Raw genomic sequence first — 17,927 nt, 5'->3', positions numbered from 1 at the left:
GATTATATTTGAGCGTCAGAATTTATTTTGGCGCTTTTTGTTTTTCTCTGTTTAAGGACTTCGTGCAAAATCGAGCAACCTTAAACTTTAAACTTTAAACTAAAAATATGAACTACGGTAAAGAATTTAAAAAATTTGCAACAAAGCACCAAGGTGTGAATGCAATGTATTACGATAAAATTGTAGGTGCAATGACGCCAACAAATATGACGCCTTATATTATTGAAGAGCGTCAGCTGAATATTTCACAATTAGACGTGTTTTCGCGTTTGATGATGGATCGAATTATTTTCCTTGGAACAGGAATTGACGACCAAATTGCAAACATCGTTCAAGCACAATTGCTTTTCTTGGAAAGTGCTGATGCTGCGAAAGACATCCAAATTTACATTAACTCTCCAGGAGGAAGCGTTTATGCAGGTTTAGGTATTTACGACACAATGCAATACATCAAACCAGATGTAGCAACAATTTGTACAGGAATGGCTGCTTCAATGGGTGCTGTTTTGCTTTGTGCAGGTGCACATGGAAAGCGTTCGGCATTGCCACATTCAAGAGTGATGATTCACCAACCATCAGGAGGAGCTCAAGGAGTTGCTACAGATATGGAAATCAACTTGCGTGAAATGTTGAAATTGAAAGATGAATTGTACAAAATCATTTCAGACCATTCAGGTCAATCTTTCGATAGAGTACACAAAGACAGCGAGCGCGATTATTGGATGATTGCCGATGAAGCGAAAGAATACGGAATGATTGATGAAGTGTTGAGAAGAGAGATTAAGAAATAGTTACAAGGTTTAAAGTTTAAGGTTTAAGGTTGCTCGAGTAACCTGAAACTTTAAACTTTAAACTTTAAACAAAAAAATAATGGCAAAACAAATTTTAGAATGTTCATTTTGTGGTCGAAAGAAACCAGAAACCGACTTGCTAATTGCAGGAATTGACGCACATATTTGCGACAAATGCATCGAGCAAGCACACGGAATTGTTTTGGAAGAACTCAAAGCGAACAAATGCAGTAAAAAGAATGTCGGCGATTTGATTTTGAAAAAACCGAAGGAAATTCGTGCTTTTCTAGATCAATATGTAATCGGTCAAGACCAAACCAAAAAGGTTATGTCTGTGGCAGTTTACAACCACTACAAGCGTTTGATGCAATTGCAAACCGAAGATGATGTAGAAATCGAGAAGAGTAACATCATCATGGTGGGACAAACGGGAACTGGAAAAACATTGGTTGCAAAAACTATTGCTCGAATGTTAGACGTTCCTTTAGCGATTGTAGATGCGACGGTTTTAACAGAAGCGGGATATGTTGGAGAAGACGTTGAAAGTATTTTGACACGTTTACTTCAAGCAGCCGACTATGATTTGGCGAAAGCCGAAAGAGGAATCGTATTCATCGATGAAATTGACAAAATTGCTCGTAAAAGCGACAATCCATCCATAACTCGTGACGTTTCTGGAGAAGGAGTTCAGCAAGCTTTGTTGAAATTATTGGAAGGAACCGTTGTGAATGTGCCGCCAAAGGGAGGTCGTAAACATCCAGACCAGAAATTTGTAGAAGTAAATACGCAGAACATCTTGTTTATTGCAGGTGGTGCTTTTGACGGAATTGAGAAAATTATCTCAAAACGTTTGAATCGTCAAGCGGTGGGTTACAGTACTTCTAAAAATGTGGATAACATCGATAAAGATAATTTATTACAATACATCATTCCAAAAGACATTAAAGATTTCGGTTTGATTCCAGAAATTATCGGTCGTTTACCGGTTTTGACGCATATGGACCCACTGGATAGAGAGACGTTGAGAGCGATTTTAACGGAGCCTAAAAATGCATTAATCAAACAATATAAGAAATTGTTTTCTATTGATGATGTTGATTTTACTATCACTGACGAAGCATTGGATTTTATTGTAGATAAAGCTTTGGAATACAAATTAGGGGCTCGTGGATTGCGTTCGCTTTGTGAAGCAATTCTAACCGATGCGATGTACGACTTGCCAAGTTCTGACGAAACAGAATTAAAAATCGACAGAGAATACGCAGAACATACTTTGAATAAGAACTTATTGAAGAGGTTGGAAATAGCTTCTTAAGTTTTTTGTCATTATTAAATATAGAATCTCAACTTGTTGTAAAAAATGAGTTGGGATTTTTTTTTGTAATATTGTTAAGTTAAATTTTTACTAGTATAATGAGATTTGAACTTCAATTTAATGAGGCAATATATCGGAAGCAAATGAAATTGCTTTACGACATAGGTTATGGGAAGAAAAAAAATTATTATAAATATTCTAATTATCTTGGGTTTGGATTTGTAATTATCGGCTTTTTAACAATTGTGAGTCAATTTCATGAAGGATATCTTTTTATAATTGTAGGTATATATCTGCTTATTTCATATTATCACTTTTCCTTTAAGGACAAAAGAATTTTACAGAAATATGAATTTGAACAATTAGAAGTCATAGATGTATTACGAAATAATCCAAACGTTATATTTGAATTTAATGGCGAAGGTTTAATTTATTCTGATTATTCAGGAGAATTACTTATTAAGTGGGATGAATTCCTAAATTATATTGAAGAAGATGAAAATATTTTTCTTATTAAAAAAGGCTTTCAACCATTTTGCATTGGTAAATCTGAAATTGGAAAAGATAACTATTACCTAACATTAGATTTTATAGATAGAAATGTTAAAAAACTTTAGAAATGAAACGGACCCTATTTCTAATATATGATATGTGCACTCATTAAATTAATTTTTAATTTTAAAATTACTTCATTAAATCCCGACTAATCATCGGGATTTTTTTTGCTTTAATCTTTAGTAAAAACTTTAAAAGCTTTGCCACAGATTAAATGATTTCAAAAGATTCTTTCGTCTCGCAAAACGCTTTTAAAAAATATAAAATCCTTCTAATCTTTTTAATCTGTGGCAAAAAATGGATTCCATCCCTTTTCAATTATTCAACCTCATTTTTTTTCATTATTTTTACGCGACTAAAAAACAACCCATGACTTTTCAAAATACCCGAGAATTCGCACAACAACTCGATGCACAAGATGCTTTAAGTAAATATAGAGATGACTTTAATTTTCCAAAAATAAACGGAAAACAAGTCATTTACTTTACCGGAAATTCATTAGGACTTCAACCAAAATCCGCTAAAACATTTGTGGATGAAGTAATGAATGATTGGTCTGAACTTGCGGTTGAAGGACATTTTTATGCAGAAAAACCTTGGTGGGATTACCACGAACGTTTTGCAAATCCGTTGAGTAAAGTCGTTGGTGCCATGCCAAGTGAAGTGACGGTGATGAATACCTTAACGGTAAATTTGCACTTGATGATGGTTTCGTTTTATCGGCCAACAGTTAAAAGATATAAAATTCTTTGTGAAGCAAAAGCTTTTCCAAGTGATCAATACATGATTCAAAGTCAAGTGTATTTTCATGCCCAACATTTAGGCTTGAATCCTTCCGATATGATTGTGGAAATTGAACGTCGCGAAGGTGAACACAACATTCGTCTCGAAGATGTTTTGGCTAAAATTGAAGAAGTAGGCGATGAGTTGGCTCTAGTTTTAATTGGAGGAGTGAATTATTATACGGGACAAGTTTTCGATATCAAAACCATTACAGCCGCAGGTCACAAAGCCGGTGCTTTTGTAGGTTGGGATTTGGCCCATGCTGCTGGAAATATTCACCTTGAATTGCACGATTGGGAAGTTGATTTTGCCGCTTGGTGTAGTTATAAATATATGAATTCAGGACCTGGAAATGCTTCAGGTTGTTTTGTGCATTGCAAACACCACAAGGATTCCGACTTGCCAAGATTCGCCGGCTGGTGGGGTCATAATAAAGAAAGACGTTTCAAAATGGAACCGAAATTCGACCCAGTTGAAGGAGTAGACGGATGGCAAATTAGTAATTTACCAATTCTTTCACTTGCACCATATTTAGCTTCGGTTGAAATGTTTGCTGAAGTTGGAATGCCTGCTTTAATCAAAAAAAGGGACCATATTACTTCCTATTTGGAATTCGTTTTACACGAAATTGACAAAGAAGTTGACAGTACTTTTGAGATCATCACGCCAACAAATCCTTTAGAAAGAGCTTCACAATTATCTGTTTTCTTACACGGAGAAGGAAGAGCTTTGTTCGAGTATTTAATGAAAAACGGAGTAATCACCGATTGGAGAGAGCCAAATGTAATTCGTTTAGCGCCAGTTCCCTTGTATTGTTCGTATGAAGATATGTATGAATTTGGGCAAATTCTTAAGGAAGGTATTTTATCGACAAAAGGATAGAAAGATTGAGGAACAAAAAGATAGAAGGATAGAAAGACAAAAGGATAGAAGGATAGAAAGATAGCTAGACAGATTCATAGTATACATTTAAATCCCTCAATCTTTACGTCTTTCAATCTTTCAATCAATTAAATTATAACACGATGCATAACTATAAAGAATTAGAAATTTGGAAAGCGAGTTTGACAATTTGCACACCGATTTACAGACTTACAAAAACGTTCCCTGACGATGAAAAATTTGGACTTATTTCGCAAATTCGAAGAGCTGCAGTTTCTGTTCCATCAAATATTGCTGAAGGTTCTTCAAGAAATTCAGATAAGGATTTTGTTCGCTTTTTGGAATATTCTTTAGGTTCTTGTAGAGAAATCGAAACTCAAATTTTAATTGCCCAGGATTTAGAATATGCATCTCCAGATACTGTTGCTGTACTTCTAAAAGAAATCTATCGAATAATGGTTATGATAAATAATTTCATTAAAAAATTGCGAAGTAATTACTAATGAGAAATCCTTAAATCTCTATATCTTTCAATCTTTCAATCCTTTAAAATATAACATCTCGATTGCTAGTCTTTTCATCTTTAAGTCTTTAAGTCTTTCAATCCTTAAGTCTTTCAATCTTTCAATCCCTTTTAAAAATGACCAAACTAGAAAAAATAAAAAACTTCGACCCATCTCAACCCGGATTGGCGGACGAAAGTATATTCGGATTACCTTTTTCAGCAGACGAGAGCGAAATTGTAATTATTCCCGTGCCGTGGGAAGTAACCGTAAGTTATGGAGCAGGCGCTTCGGAAGGACCTCAAGCAATTTTAGATGCTTCGTTTCAAGTCGATTTGCACCACCAAGAATTTCCGGAATTATGGAAACTCGGAATGCATCTAGATTTGGGCGACCATTCGGATAAATGGAGCCAACAAAGTGCGGATTACAAAGCAATGGCACAACCCATCATCGAGGCTTTGGAAAAAGGCGAAGTGATTGCCGATAATCCAAAGTTGCAAAGTGACTTGGATAAAATCAACGCGGTCAGCCATGAAATGAAAGACGCGTTGCGCGAACGCGTTTTATATTGGACTAAAAAAGGAAAGAAAGTTGCCGTTCTTGGTGGCGATCATTCTACGCCATTAGGATATTACGAAGCGTTGGCATCGTTGCACGACGATTTCGGAATTTTACATTTGGACGCTCACATGGATTTGAGAATTGCGTATGAAGGTTTCACTTATTCGCATGCTTCAATTATGTATAATGCGTTGCATTTGCCACAAATATCTAAAATTGTGCAAGTCGGAATTCGTGATTTCTGCGAACAAGAAGTAGAGGTAGCTCAAAAAGAAAGGGTCGTAGTTTTTACGGACCGCGATTTGAAACACGAAGCGTTTGAAGGTAAAACATGGAGAAGACAATGCGAAAACATCATTGAAGCCTTACCTCAAAAAGTCGTAATCAGTTTTGATATTGACGGAATGTTTCCTTGGTATGCACCAAATACCGGAACTCCAGTTCCAGGTGGATTTTCTTTTGAACAAGCGACGTATTTATTGTCAAAACTAGCCGACAGCGGAAAAGAAATCATCGGTTTTGATTTGGTTGAAGTTGCTCCAGGCGAGAACGACGATTGGGACGGAAACGTTGGTGCTCGAATGTTGTTTCACATGTGCGGTGTTTTTGCAAAAAATAATAAAATGGCAGTTGGGGAGACCATTAGTTTCAAGAAATAAAGTTTTTGCCACAGATTAAAATGATTAACACAGATTCGAAATCATTTTAATCTTTGTAATCTGTGGCAAATTCATATAGTGAATTTCGGGTAACGTAATTTCTAGCTGCTCAATTTGCGAAATTTGTGGTCAAAAAAGTTTCAAATAACTTTCCACGTAAGAATGAAAAAATCCCTGTAATCATTTTAATCAGTGGCAGAAAATTACAAATTCTCAATATTCTCCATTAAAGAAATCGCTTTTTCTTTCGTAGCTGCAAGTTCAGCTGGCTTCATCTTTTTCAATAAACTCATCATCATCGCCATTCGGTGATTATTTGCAAAATATTCTTTTTTCTCATCTAAAAAATGCCAATATAAACTATTGAACGGACAAGCATTATCCGTCAGTTTTTCTTTTACATTATAATGACAACCACTGCAATAATTACTCATCTTATTGATGTAACTTCCAGAAGAAACGTACGGTTTTGTCGCAATAATTCCGCCATCAGCATATTGACTCATTCCTCTTGTATTGGGAAGCTCCACCCATTCAATGGCGTCAATGTAAACGCCTAAATACCATTCGTCCACTTCATCCGGATGCGTTTGCGTTAATAATGTGAAATTTCCAATGACCATCAACCGCTGAATATGATGAGCATAAGCAGTATCCAAACTTTGCGAAAGTGCGTGTTGCAAACACTTCATTTTGGTTTTTCCTGTCCAAAAATAATCAGGTAATTTCCCTGTGTTTTCTAGCCCGTTTTTAGTTTTATACTCCGGCATTTCTTTCCAATAAATTCCACGAACATATTCACGCCAACCTAATATTTGCCGCACAAATCCTTCTACTTGCGAAAGCTCAATTGCATCCTCATTCTTATGAAAATTTGCAATAACTGCATCTATCACTTCTTTGGGACTAATCATTTTACTATTTAATGCAAAGGAAATTCGGGAGTGAAACAAGTATTTATGTCCAGAATATAAAGCATCTTGATACGTACCAAAGTGTTCCAATAAGTGTTCGCAGAAATAATCAAGCACTTCCAACGATTGTTTCCGACTCGTTGGCCATTCGAAATTTTTAGAGTTGATAGTTCCAATGGTTTTTATCTTCTGTTCTTCAATTTCTTTTACAATATCGGAAACATCGGTTCCAAATTGCAATGGAAAAGGAATTGGAACTTCTTCCTTATATTTATTTCGGTTTTGGTGGTCAAAATTCCACTTTCCGCCCAAAGGCAAATCGCCAACGGTAAGAATGTTATGGTTCTTTCGCATTTCACGGTAGAAACTTTCCATTAACAGCGATTTTTTTCCTTCAAAAAATTCAGCAAGTTCAGTTCTTGAAGTATAAAAATGTTCCGAATCGAAAGACTTTGATTCAATATTCAATGTTTTACAGAAATCTTTCAATTGAACATCAAGTCGGTATTCATCAGGAAGTTGGTATTCAAAATGCGTAATTTTTTCTTTTGAAATTAAATTTGAAAGTAACGCCGTTAGTTCATTTAAATTATCCTTATCAGAAATTTTATAATACCTAACTTGATGTCCATTATCTGTCAAATGACTCGCAAAATTCCGCATCGACAGAAAAAAAGCTACCACTTTCTGAATGTGATGTTTTACATAATCAGTTTCTTGACGCATTTCTGCCATGACGTAAAGTACATCGTTACTTTTTTTATCAAACCAAGAATGTTCGTGGTTGAGTTGGTCGCCGAGAATTAAACGTAGTGTTTTCATAAAAAAGTATTAAGACAAAAGTATTAATTATTGAGACATTTGGAAGTAGGTTAGCGATTTGAGACTGATAACGGATAACTGTAAACTGACAACTATTTAAGTCCACAACTTCTGAAACTCCTGATTTCCATCATACATTTCAGCCTGTCTTTTAATATTGAACTTTCTATCTCTCGGGTCATTTCCAACACCGGCGTTGTAAATCCAATTCCCGTAATTAGAATGAACGTCGTAATCAATCAATAAACTTTCAAAATAAGCAGCTGCGATGCGCCAATCTTGTTGCCATTCTTTTGCCCAAAAACTTGCTACATTTTGCCGTCCACGATTACTCATAAAACCCGTTTTCGCCAATTCTATAATATTGGCATTGACAAAAGGTTCGTTTGTGTTTCCAGAAATCCATTGATTAAATGCTTTTTGATTGAATTTCCAATCGTATTTAGTATTTAAAATTCCATCAAGTTGAAAAATTTTGTTGCCGAATTTCAGCGAAATATACTTAAAATAATCACGCCAAATCAACTCGAAAATTAACCAATACGTATCTTCATTCGCACCAAATTCCGCTTCATATTCTTGGACTTTCCAATAAATAGTTTTAGCGGAAACGCTTCCATTTGACAACCAAGCCGATAATTTTGAACTATAATCAGCACCAACCAATCCATTTCGAGTTTGTTTGTAACTGGATAAATTTTGCGTTTCAAAAAAATAATTTTCAATTCGTTTCAAAGCTTGATTTTCGCCACCTTTAAATGGGAATGCTGATCTTTTGTCTATTTCGAAATTTTCAAAAGTTAAATCTTGTAAAGTTGGTACGAAAGTTTCATTCGTAATTAGATTGGCTTCCAATTTTTTTACGAAAGAGTTTGTTTTTCTAACTGAAACTTTCAGCTCACATTCTTTTCGGAAAACTGTAAAAACTTGTGGTAGATATTGAATAGTTTGGTAAGGAATATCTTCCGGATGAAATAGAAATTGGTCGTAAAATCCATTCCAATTTATTCCAGCAAGATTTTCTAAACCTTTTAGGTTTTGCAAAACATCAATTTCTTCGCTCGTCCATTCCTTCTGATGATAAACATTTTGAATCTGTTGTTCTTGAATTAAGTTAGGAATTATGTTTTCAGGTTTTTCAAAATAAACAAACAAACTAATGTTATTCAAAAGTAGATTCTCTCGCAATTCTTCAACAGATTCAATTAAAAACGTTGCTCTAAATCGCTCCGTCTTTTTGAAACCATATTTGGTTTCCGCAAAATGTCGTGGGTCAAAACAATATACCGCAATTGTTTTCCCCGAATTTTTGCACGCTTCCGATAAAGCTAAATTATCTTCAACTCTCAAATTATTTGTAAACCAAACTAAGTTATTCATTTATTGTTGTTGGAATTTGGAATTTCAATATTGGAATTTTTACTGCTTCTACATTTCTCACTGCAATACAACACTTCCTCCCAATTCTTCTCCCATTTTTTGCGCCAAGAGAAAGGAAGCAGGCAAGTTTTGCATATTTTTTCCGGAAGATTTACTTTTTTATGTGCCATTATAAAATGGATTTAGTTGGTTGGTCGGGATGAGCATAGCCAAATCTATTGATAAGTTGCGGAAGTGCATAACCATCAATACCATTTATGGTTACGATTTCGCTCAAATCTAATCGTACTGAAAAATCGTCTTGCATTAATTCGTCTTCTACGTACACTTTTTTAATGGATGCAATCAAGTGAATACATCCATTTTCTACAATTTCATACTCATTTAAATACTTGCATAACAATCGAACCGGACTTCCTTTAACAAAGGGAACTTTCAGATCGTCCAAAAATTCGGGTATTAAATTTGTGCTTTCGAATTCTGATCGTTCAGGTGGATAATTGGCAGAAGTATGATGTGCGTCTGTAACCATTGAACTTGTAATGCTGTTTACAGTGAAGTAATGCTGTTCCTTAATGTTTTTGTACGTGTCTTTTGGAGCTGTTGGCATAGGACGAATCATAAATCCCAACATTGGCGGATTACTTCCCAAATGTGTGACGCTGCTAAATATAGCTATATTCAAAATGTTATCGGACGAAATCGTTCCTATTAAGTTGGCCGACTTGTACCCGGTAACTGAATTAATCAAGTTAAGTCGGGGTACTTTCGCCATAGCTTCAATCGTGGAAGAGTCAAATTCTTTCATGTCTAAACTTTTTACAAATATAATTTGTTTAACTTAAATAAAGAAAAATTAAACAAAAATAATGCTTTGTGGTGAAATAGTTGGTAGAAATGAATGCTTACTTTTATAATTTCAGTACTTTTGTAATTCGTAATTCTTATAAAAAATTCATGCAAACGCCTCAAAAAATGGCCGTTGTAGGTTCCGGATTAGTGGGAACTTTATTGGCAATTTACCTCAAAAGAGCGGGTCATTCCGTATCCGTTTTTGACAGAAGTCCAGACATCAGAACGGTCGAGTTTTCAGGGCGCTCTATTAATTTAGTGATGTCAGACCGCGGATGGAAAGCCTTAAAGGATATTGGTCTTGATGAAGAAATCCGCGAAATTGGAATTCCTGTTGATAAAAGAGGCATTCACATGCAAGACGGAACGCTGAATAATCAGTTTTATGGAAAAGAAGGCGAAGCAATTTTCTCACTTTCCCGCGGACTCTTAAACCGGAAAATGGTTGATTTAGCGGAGAAAGAAGGTGTAGAGTTTTTCTTTGAACACAAAATCTGGGACGTAAATTTGGCAACAGCCACATTATTTGAAGGCGAAACAGAACAAGGCGCTTGGACAGAAATAAAATTCGACAAAGTCTTTGGAGCAGATGGCGCATTTTCAAGAATTCGCCACAGAATGCAACGCCAATCGATGTTTGATTATTCGCAAGAATTCATGGAAATTGGTTATAAAGAATTACACATTCCTGCAAATCCGGACGGTTCACATAAATTAGATAAAAACTCACTACATATTTGGCCTCGAGGCAATTTTATGTTGATGGCTTTGGCCAATTTACAAGGCTCCTTTACGTGTACTTTATTCATGCCTTTTGTAGGTGAAAATTCTTTTGAAAGGATCAAAAGTGAAGCAGATTTAACGGCGTTTTTTGGGGAATTCTTCCCAGATACAAAAGAAGTTATTCCAGATTTAGTGCGTGATTTCTTCAAGAATCCGACAAGTTATTTGGCAATCATGAAATGCTTTCCATGGACATATGAAGATAAAGTGGCTTTGATTGGTGATTCATCACATGCCATTGTTCCCTTTTATGGTCAAGGAATGAATGCCGGTTTTGAAGACATTACCGTTTTGCACGAAATGATGCAGAAATACGGCGACGATTGGAAGAAAATTTTCTCTGAGTACGAAATTTCACGCAAGCCAAATGCAGACGCCATTGCAGAACTTTCTAAAAGAAATTTTATAGAAATGAGCGATCTAACGGCTGATGCTAACTTCATTTTGCAGAAGAAAATTGAAAAATGGTTTTCAGACAAACACCCCGAAAAATGGATGCCATTGTACAGTCGAGTAACCTTTAGTTTGCAACCTTATGCCGAAGCTTTAGCTATTGGTGAGGCCCAAAATGACATTATGCAAGAGGTTTTGAAAATGGATAACATTGAACAAAATTGGAATTCTCCGGAGGTCGAACAACGAATTTTTGAGTTATTGAAATAGATGATAAAGGTACGCCAAATGGGTACCTTTTTTTATTCTTCTCGATGTACTTTCGTAAAATCAAATGCCGGAGTGCAAACTGAAATATAGTCGCAAGCTTCGTCAAAAGGATTTGAATATTGCACTCGAGTATTTGCTTCAATTTTTATGGATTGACCGGTTTGTAATACCACAACTTCGTCTTCAATAATAAATTGCTTTTTACCACTAATAATGTAGGTGTATTCTGCAAATTCAGGACGCTGGAATGGCTCACTCCAATGTGGTGGCGCCACCATATGGGCGATTGAAATATTAGAATTTCCATCTGTCGCTTTCCCAAAATGCTCTTCAATTAATTTGCCATCTGTCGTAGGCACTACGAATGGAGCGGATTGTATCTTGTATTTTTTCATGATTACTTTTTAAACATTTTACTCAAAACCCCAAAAGCACCTCTTATAAAGGTAGCACTTGTCAATACTTTAATGACCGTTTTTGTAGTGTCGCTCATCGGTTCTGCTTTCGGTTTTGCAACTGTTTTTGCAGCAATCACTTTGGTTTCTTCCACTTGTGCCGCTTCTTGAATCTTGTGATTTAAAATTTCATACGCACTTTCGCGGTCAATAACTTCGCTGTATTTCTTAACTAATTTAGATTTAGCATTTATTTCAGAAATTTCAGCACCATCCAAAACGTTCATTCTGCTCATTGGAGCTCGCATCATCGTTGCGGCAAGTGGCGTCGGAATCCCTTTTTCATTTAAGACCGTCACTAAAGCTTCTCCAATTCCTAAACTCGTTAATACTTCATCGGTTTTATAGAACTCAGAAATAGGATAGTTTTCTGCGGTACTTTTAATTGCTTTTCGATCATTTGCCGTAAAGGCGCGAAGTGCGTGTTGAATTTTCAGTCCCAATTGTGCCAAAATTCCACTCGGAACGTCCATTGGATTTTGAGTAATGAAATAAATTCCAATTCCTTTGGAACGAATCAGTTTTACAATACTTTCTATTTGATCCAGCAATGTTTTACTTGCTTCATTGAAAATAAGATGTGCTTCATCGATAAACATAACCAATTCCGGCTGTCCAGAATCGCCTTGTTCCGGCATTTGTTGGTAAATTTCAGCGAGCAAACTCAACATAAAAGTCGAAAATAACTTTGGCTTATCTTGAATGTCCGTCAAGCGAATGATATTCACGTACCCTTTTCCTTCTTCGTCAATGCGCATCAAATCGCTGATTTCAAATGATTTTTCACCAAAGAAAATATCACCGCCTTGCTGCTCCAATTCAATGATCTTTCGCAGTATAGTTCCTGTTGTTGACGTTGAAATTTTACCATAATGTTCGGTAATTTCAGCTTTTCCTTCTTCAGTAATGTAATTGATGACTTTTTTAATGTCTTTCAAATCTAAAAGAGGCATTTGTTTGTCGTCACAGTATTTAAAAATAATTGAAATAACGCCAGATTGCGTGTCGTTCAAATTCAAAATCCGACTGAATAAAACAGGACCGAATTCGGAGACCGTTGCACGAAGCCGCACGCCATTTTGAGCGGAAAGTGTTAATAATTCAACAGGAAAAGAAGCTGTGGAATAGGGGAGATTTATTTTTTGGTGTCGTTCTGTGATAAAGGGTAATGCTTCGCCAGGTGCTGCAATTCCACTAAAGTCACCTTTAATATCCATCATAAGCACTGGAATTCCATGAAGCGAAAGTTGTTCAGACAGCACCTGAATGGTCTTTGTTTTACCCGTTCCCGTAGCTCCCGCAATTAATCCATGACGGTTTAAAGTTTTAAGAGGGACTTTAATAAAAGTGTCTGAAAGTGTTTCTCCGTTAAGCATCGCTCCACCTAAAATGAGACTTTCTCCTTTGAAATTGTATCCGTTAATTATTGTTTCTTTAAAAGCTTCTTTTGATTTCATTCTGGTTTCAAATTGTAAGTAAATAGAAATCTAAAGTAAGAACATTTTTAAAAAATTCAGACTATTGCAGCATATTTCATCTAAAAATGCAGCCCGAACGCCTTAAAATTGGAGAAATGAGTGGCGAGATGCAATAAATCGATGAGTTTAGGAGTTTATAGACAGTAGATTTTGAAATCATCATATTATCAGTAAGAAGGCGGTTATAACCCGTTTGGTCAGCAAATAATCGTATTTTTTTACTAATTTAAAGTGATTAACAAATAATTACAGGCTTTCAAATAATTATCTTCACTTTCTGCATATCAGAAATTAGTGTTAATAATTAATAAAATGACTTTTTTTATTTTTTTATATGGTCTAAAAATATAAATTTGTCGTTCTGTTAAATTAATAAAAGAAATATCGTTGCCCGAAGGCGTAACGGTTAAAATTTTTAAAAACTAAAATTTAAAAAAATGGCAAATGCATCAAACGCTACTATAGCGAAAAAGGAAAGTGGTTCAACTGGAGGAAATTTATTCACAGGGATTGCAATTATTGCATGTATCGGAATGGGAATTCTAATTTGGAGATATGTGATGGGTGCTGGAGCTAACTTTGAAGGTGGAGATAATACGGGACATCCACTTCCACAAAATTATTTAGGAATGGTGTACAAAGGAGGAAAAATTGTACCTGTTTTGATGGGATTGTTATTAATGGTAGTAGTATTCTCAATTGAGCGTTTCTTCGTAATCTCAAAAGCAGCTGGAACAGGAAGTTTAGACAAGTTCATGAAAAATGTACAATCTAACATCACAATGGGAAATATTGAAGGTGCTATTGAAGACTGCGACAAACAAAAAGGTTCTGTTGCAAATGCAATTAAAGCAGCTTTAATTAAATATAACGAAGTGAAAAAAGAAGGTTTCGACAGTGAAGCAGCTGCTGAAACAATTCAAAAAGAAATAGAAGAAGCTACTTCTTTAGAGATGCCAATGTTGGAAAAAAACATGACGGTTATTTCTACATTAGTATCTTTAGGAACATTAGCGGGTCTTTTAGGAACCGTAATGGGAATGATTACAGCGTTTGGTGCATTAGCAACTTCTGGAGCTCCGGATCAAGCAGCATTAGCAAACGGTATTTCTGAGGCCTTGATTAATACGGCTACAGGTATTGCAACTTCTGCTTTAGCAATTATTGCTTACAACTTCTTTACTTCAAAAATTGATACATTGACGTATTCAATTGACGAAGCAGCTTCTACAATCGTAGGTACTTACAGACGTTTCAGAGGAACTTTAAGAGGTTAATCAATAATCAATAATCAATAATTATTGCATCAAATTTATTTTGATGCAATATTAAATAATAAATATGGCGAAAGTTAAAATGTCCAAAAAAGCTACCGCGGTTGATATGACTGCGATGTGTGATGTTGCCTTTCTTTTGTTGACGTTCTTTATCTTAACTGCTACTGCAAAACAACCGGAAATTGTTCCTGTTGAAACACCAGCTTCAACGGTGCAAGTAAAATTGCCCGACACAGATCTTGCAATTATTACAATTGCAGATGGCGGTAAAGTATTCTTTGGTGTGAAAGCAGCAGATGTTAGAATTAAAACGTTAGAATTGATAGGCGAAGAATACAATCTTTCCTTTACTGATGAAGAGAAAAAACGATTCAGCTTAATGGAAGAGTTTGGTGTTCCGGTAAATCAATTGAATGGATTGATTAAATTATCTTCAACAGATCGAAATAAAGAAGGAGTCCAAACAGGAATTCCACATGATTCTTTAGACAATCAACTGACGGTTTGGGTAAAAGCAGCACGTAATGCAAACGCAGAAGTGAACGAAAAACAACTGAATTTTGCAATCAAAGGTGATGCAAAAGAGCAGTATCCTGAAATTAAAAAAATAATTGATATTCTTCAAGATCAGAAAGTAAACAAATTCAATTTGGTTACTGGCTTACGAGGAGAGTAGGTAAAACATTATAAAAAATGGCTCAATTAGATACTGGCGACAGTAAAGGTGGCAAAGGCGGAAAAGTAAGAAGTAAGAAGCAAAATTCAAGTGTCGATTTAACGGCAATGGTAGATTTGGCATTTTTATTGATTACCTTCTTTATGTTGACTACTTCGTTATCAAAACCACAATCGATGGATTTGGCAATGCCAGATAAAGGAGATAAAAACAAACCAGAAGAAGATATTTTAATTTCGGAAGAAAGAACACTTAACCTTGTGTTAGGTCCAAAGGATGAATTGAAATATTACATGGGACAATTAGCAAGCCCAAAAGAAGGGCCTAAGGATTTGACCTATACGAAAGAAAGTCTGCGAAAATTGATTTTAGACAAAATCCAATCGGTGCCGTTAGCAACAAGAACAGCTGCCAAACCAAATGGAGAACCTTTAATTGTTTTAATTAAAGCAAGTAAAGAGTCTACCTATAAAAATTTAGTGGATGTTTTAGATGAAATGGCTATCGGTAAAGTGAAAGTCTATGCAATTGTAGACATCACGAAAGAAGATAATCAATTGTTTGGAGAGTAGTTTTATTCTTTTAATTTAAAAATATACAGTATGAAACTAGATATATACAAACAGAAATGGATTGACATGGTATTCGAAGGTCGTAACAAAGCTTACGGTGCCTACGTTTTACGTAAAGAAAATCCAAAAATGACCCTACTGGCACTTTTGATTGGTAGTACTGTTTTTGCAGGATTATTAGCGTTGCCAATGATAAATTGGAGCTCTGACGAAGACGCAGATCAAGAGAAAGTGACGATGGTAGACATGGCAAAGTTGAATATTCCACCTCCAGTGGAAGAAATCAAACCTTTAGTGCCACCACCACCACCACCACCACCTGCTCCAAAAGTGGATGAGGTAAAATTTGTGAAGCCTAAAGTTGTTGAAAAAGAGAAAGTAGTAGAAGAAATTAAAACTATTGAGGAACTGAAAGACAAAAACGTTGGAACGAAAGATGTAAAGGGTAGAGACGATGGTAAAATCGTTATCGACGCTCCGTCAGGAGAAGGCGATAAGGATGTGAAAATTGTTGAAGACAATACCATTTATAATGCTGTTGAAGTACGTCCAGAATACCCAGGTGGTATCGGGAAGTTCTTAGAATTTGTAGGAAAAAATTACCGAGCTCCTGAAGAGGACATTAAAGGAAAAGTGATCGTACAGTTCGTTGTTGAAAAAGACGGTTCGTTAACAGATATTAAAGTGATGCGTGACTTAGGTTACGGAACAGGTGCAGAAGCGATTCGTGTACTTAAAAAATCACCGCGATGGAAACCAGGAATTCAAAATGGTCGTCCGGTACGTGTATTGTATTCATTACCAATTAGTATTGTTGGAGGATAATTGCTAGATGACAGACAACAATAATAAAATAAAAAGAGTTCAGAAATCGCCTAAAGTGCGATTTTTGCTCGTTTTAGGAATAGTGTTTTTTCTCATTTACTTTGTATTGGGAATTACCGTTATATTCTGGAAGGATTTTCCAATCGATATGTCCAAAACATATCGTATTGCTTTTGGTGTATTGCTAATTGCCTACGCCTTTTTTAGATTTATTCGCCTAATCAAAAATGACAAAGAATGAGAAAGCAACTAATTCCGCCGTACTTGAAAGTAATAGCATTGTTTATTGCAATTTTTACACTTGTATTGGCGTGCAAGAATAAATTGGACGAGTCAGAAAAGAAAGAGACTATATTGACTGGAGAAATTGATTTATACGTAGATCAAACGGTACAGTCTTTAATGCAGGGACAAGTCGATGTTTTTGAAAGTCAGTATGATGCAAAAGTGCACCTTACGGCTAAATCAGAATCAGAAATTGTAAATGATTTGCTGAGCGGCAAAACCAACATGGCGGTGCTGACGAGACGCTTGACGAAAGAAGAGGAAAATTATTTTCACAACAAGAAGATCATTCCCCGAATTTCACACTTTGCTTCAGATGCCATCGTTTTTATTCGCAATAAAAGCAGTAACGATACGGTACTTGATTTAGATGAAGTATATAATTTGTTACATGGGAAGTCAAGTGCAATTAAAAAATTAGTTTTTGAGAATCCAAATTCGAGTGTTGTTACGTACATGAACCGTTGGGCGAACGTTCCAAATGGAGCAAAGGAAAACGTATTTTCATTAAATTCGACGAAAGAAGTGCTTGAATTTGTAAAGAATAATCCGGACGCCATTGGGGTCATAGGTATGGACGCTGTGGCAGAACCTTACCCAGAATGGCAAACATTAGTCAACAACGTTAACGTTCTTGCGGTTAAAAATGTTAAAAACGGAACGAACAACGAAACTTACTATTTGCCCAATCAAGCCAGTCTAGGAGCGGGATTGTATCCGTTGAAGAGAAGCATCTATGTGTTAAATTATCAAGGATTTGCTGGTTTAGGTACGGGTTTTGCTTCTTTTGTAGTAGGTGATATTGGACAACGAATTGTCATGACGGCAAATTTGCTACCCATTACAATTCCGGAGAGAAACATTAACATCAGAAAACAGATTAATAAATAATA

18 protein-coding genes are annotated in these 17,927 nt (G+C 35.7%); 12 read left to right on the top strand and 6 right to left on the bottom strand.

Translation table 11 applies throughout. From position 1 onward, the window contains the following. The first annotated feature begins 107 nt into the window (after positions 1-107). The 6 genes from clpP (at position 108) to YWA_RS0113855 (ending at position 6,052) form a co-directional block, all read left to right on the top strand. Entirely contained in the window at positions 108-791 is a 684-nt protein-coding gene (gene clpP, locus YWA_RS0113880; protein ID WP_022829124.1) for an ATP-dependent Clp endopeptidase proteolytic subunit ClpP, read from the top strand. A 79-nt stretch (positions 792-870) separates the two neighbouring features. Then, positions 871-2,106: an ATP-dependent Clp protease ATP-binding subunit ClpX gene (gene clpX / locus YWA_RS0113875; protein WP_022829123.1), complete on the top strand. Its 1,236-nt coding sequence runs from the start codon at positions 871-873 to the stop codon at positions 2,104-2,106. Between the two features lie 98 nt (positions 2,107-2,204). Continuing rightward, positions 2,205-2,723: a hypothetical protein gene (locus tag YWA_RS0113870; RefSeq protein WP_022829122.1), complete on the top strand. Its 519-nt coding sequence runs from the start codon at positions 2,205-2,207 to the stop codon at positions 2,721-2,723. 307 nt (positions 2,724-3,030) lie between these two features. Next, a complete protein-coding gene (kynU, locus tag YWA_RS0113865; protein WP_026718819.1) occupies positions 3,031-4,326 on the top strand; it encodes a kynureninase in 1,296 nt (431 codons plus the stop codon). Positions 4,327-4,469: 143 nt separating this feature from the next. Continuing rightward, the gene (locus tag YWA_RS0113860; protein WP_022829120.1) at positions 4,470-4,829 is read left to right on the top strand and encodes a four helix bundle protein; all 360 of its coding nucleotides are present in this window, start codon (positions 4,470-4,472) and stop codon (positions 4,827-4,829) included. A 137-nt stretch (positions 4,830-4,966) separates the two neighbouring features. Beyond that, entirely contained in the window at positions 4,967-6,052 is a 1,086-nt protein-coding gene (locus tag YWA_RS0113855; protein ID WP_022829119.1) for an agmatinase family protein, read from the top strand. 203 nt (positions 6,053-6,255) lie between these two features. Here YWA_RS0113855 and YWA_RS0113850 read toward each other — a convergent pair whose 3' ends face one another. The 4 genes from YWA_RS0113850 to YWA_RS0113835 form a co-directional block, all read right to left on the bottom strand. Then, positions 6,256-7,788: a cryptochrome/photolyase family protein gene (locus YWA_RS0113850; RefSeq protein WP_022829118.1), complete on the bottom strand. Its 1,533-nt coding sequence runs from the start codon at positions 7,786-7,788 to the stop codon at positions 6,256-6,258. Positions 7,789-7,884: 96 nt separating this feature from the next. Beyond that, positions 7,885-9,168 (bottom strand): DASH family cryptochrome, encoded by a 1,284-nt coding sequence (locus YWA_RS0113845; RefSeq protein ID WP_022829117.1) that lies wholly within the window; start codon positions 9,166-9,168, stop codon positions 7,885-7,887. Continuing rightward, positions 9,165-9,338: a DUF2256 domain-containing protein gene (locus YWA_RS15585; RefSeq protein ID WP_022829116.1), complete on the bottom strand. Its 174-nt coding sequence runs from the start codon at positions 9,336-9,338 to the stop codon at positions 9,165-9,167. Before YWA_RS15585 ends, YWA_RS0113845 begins: the two co-directional genes overlap by 4 nt. Continuing rightward, positions 9,338-9,976, bottom strand: a complete 639-nt coding sequence (locus tag YWA_RS0113835; RefSeq protein WP_022829115.1) for a flavin reductase family protein — start codon at positions 9,974-9,976, stop codon at positions 9,338-9,340. The genes YWA_RS15585 and YWA_RS0113835 overlap by 1 nt, the downstream gene beginning before the upstream one ends. Before the next feature lie 149 nt (positions 9,977-10,125). On the opposite strand from YWA_RS0113835, the gene YWA_RS0113830 reads away from it, so the two are divergent. Next, positions 10,126-11,466, top strand: a complete 1,341-nt coding sequence (locus YWA_RS0113830; RefSeq protein ID WP_026718818.1) for an FAD-dependent oxidoreductase — start codon at positions 10,126-10,128, stop codon at positions 11,464-11,466. Positions 11,467-11,498: 32 nt separating this feature from the next. Here the strand turns inward: YWA_RS0113830 and YWA_RS0113825 are convergent, their stop codons facing one another. Both YWA_RS0113825 and YWA_RS0113820 read right to left on the bottom strand, forming a co-directional pair. Then, positions 11,499-11,861: a cupin domain-containing protein gene (locus YWA_RS0113825; protein WP_022829113.1), complete on the bottom strand. Its 363-nt coding sequence runs from the start codon at positions 11,859-11,861 to the stop codon at positions 11,499-11,501. A gap of 2 nt (positions 11,862-11,863) precedes the next feature. After that, positions 11,864-13,378, bottom strand: coding sequence for a helicase HerA-like domain-containing protein (locus YWA_RS0113820; protein WP_022829112.1), 1,515 nt, complete (start codon positions 13,376-13,378; stop codon positions 11,864-11,866). 458 nt (positions 13,379-13,836) lie between these two features. Between YWA_RS0113820 and YWA_RS0113815 the strand changes: the two genes are divergently transcribed. The 5 genes from YWA_RS0113815 (at position 13,837) to YWA_RS0113790 (ending at position 17,925) form a co-directional block, all read left to right on the top strand. Continuing rightward, a complete protein-coding gene (locus YWA_RS0113815; RefSeq protein WP_022829111.1) occupies positions 13,837-14,676 on the top strand; it encodes a MotA/TolQ/ExbB proton channel family protein in 840 nt (279 codons plus the stop codon). Positions 14,677-14,740: 64 nt separating this feature from the next. Then, positions 14,741-15,352: an ExbD/TolR family protein gene (locus tag YWA_RS0113810; RefSeq protein ID WP_022829110.1), complete on the top strand. Its 612-nt coding sequence runs from the start codon at positions 14,741-14,743 to the stop codon at positions 15,350-15,352. Between the two features lie 17 nt (positions 15,353-15,369). Next, on the top strand, positions 15,370-15,924 hold the full coding sequence (locus YWA_RS0113805; RefSeq protein ID WP_022829109.1) for an ExbD/TolR family protein: 555 nt from the start codon (positions 15,370-15,372) through the stop codon (positions 15,922-15,924). Positions 15,925-15,954: 30 nt separating this feature from the next. Further along, positions 15,955-16,749 carry an energy transducer TonB gene (locus YWA_RS0113800; protein ID WP_022829108.1) on the top strand — a complete coding sequence of 265 codons (795 nt, stop codon included), beginning with the start codon at positions 15,955-15,957 and terminating at the stop codon, positions 16,747-16,749. A gap of 237 nt (positions 16,750-16,986) precedes the next feature. Continuing rightward, positions 16,987-17,925: a PstS family phosphate ABC transporter substrate-binding protein gene (locus YWA_RS0113790; protein WP_022829106.1), complete on the top strand. Its 939-nt coding sequence runs from the start codon at positions 16,987-16,989 to the stop codon at positions 17,923-17,925. The last annotated feature ends 2 nt before the right edge of the window (positions 17,926-17,927 follow it).

Source organism: Flavobacterium antarcticum DSM 19726, from assembly GCF_000419685.1.
Classification (GTDB): Bacteria; Bacteroidota; Bacteroidia; order Flavobacteriales; family Flavobacteriaceae; genus Flavobacterium; species Flavobacterium antarcticum.
Note: the sequence above shows the minus strand (reverse complement) of the source record. Positions and strands in the feature narration are given on the sequence as shown.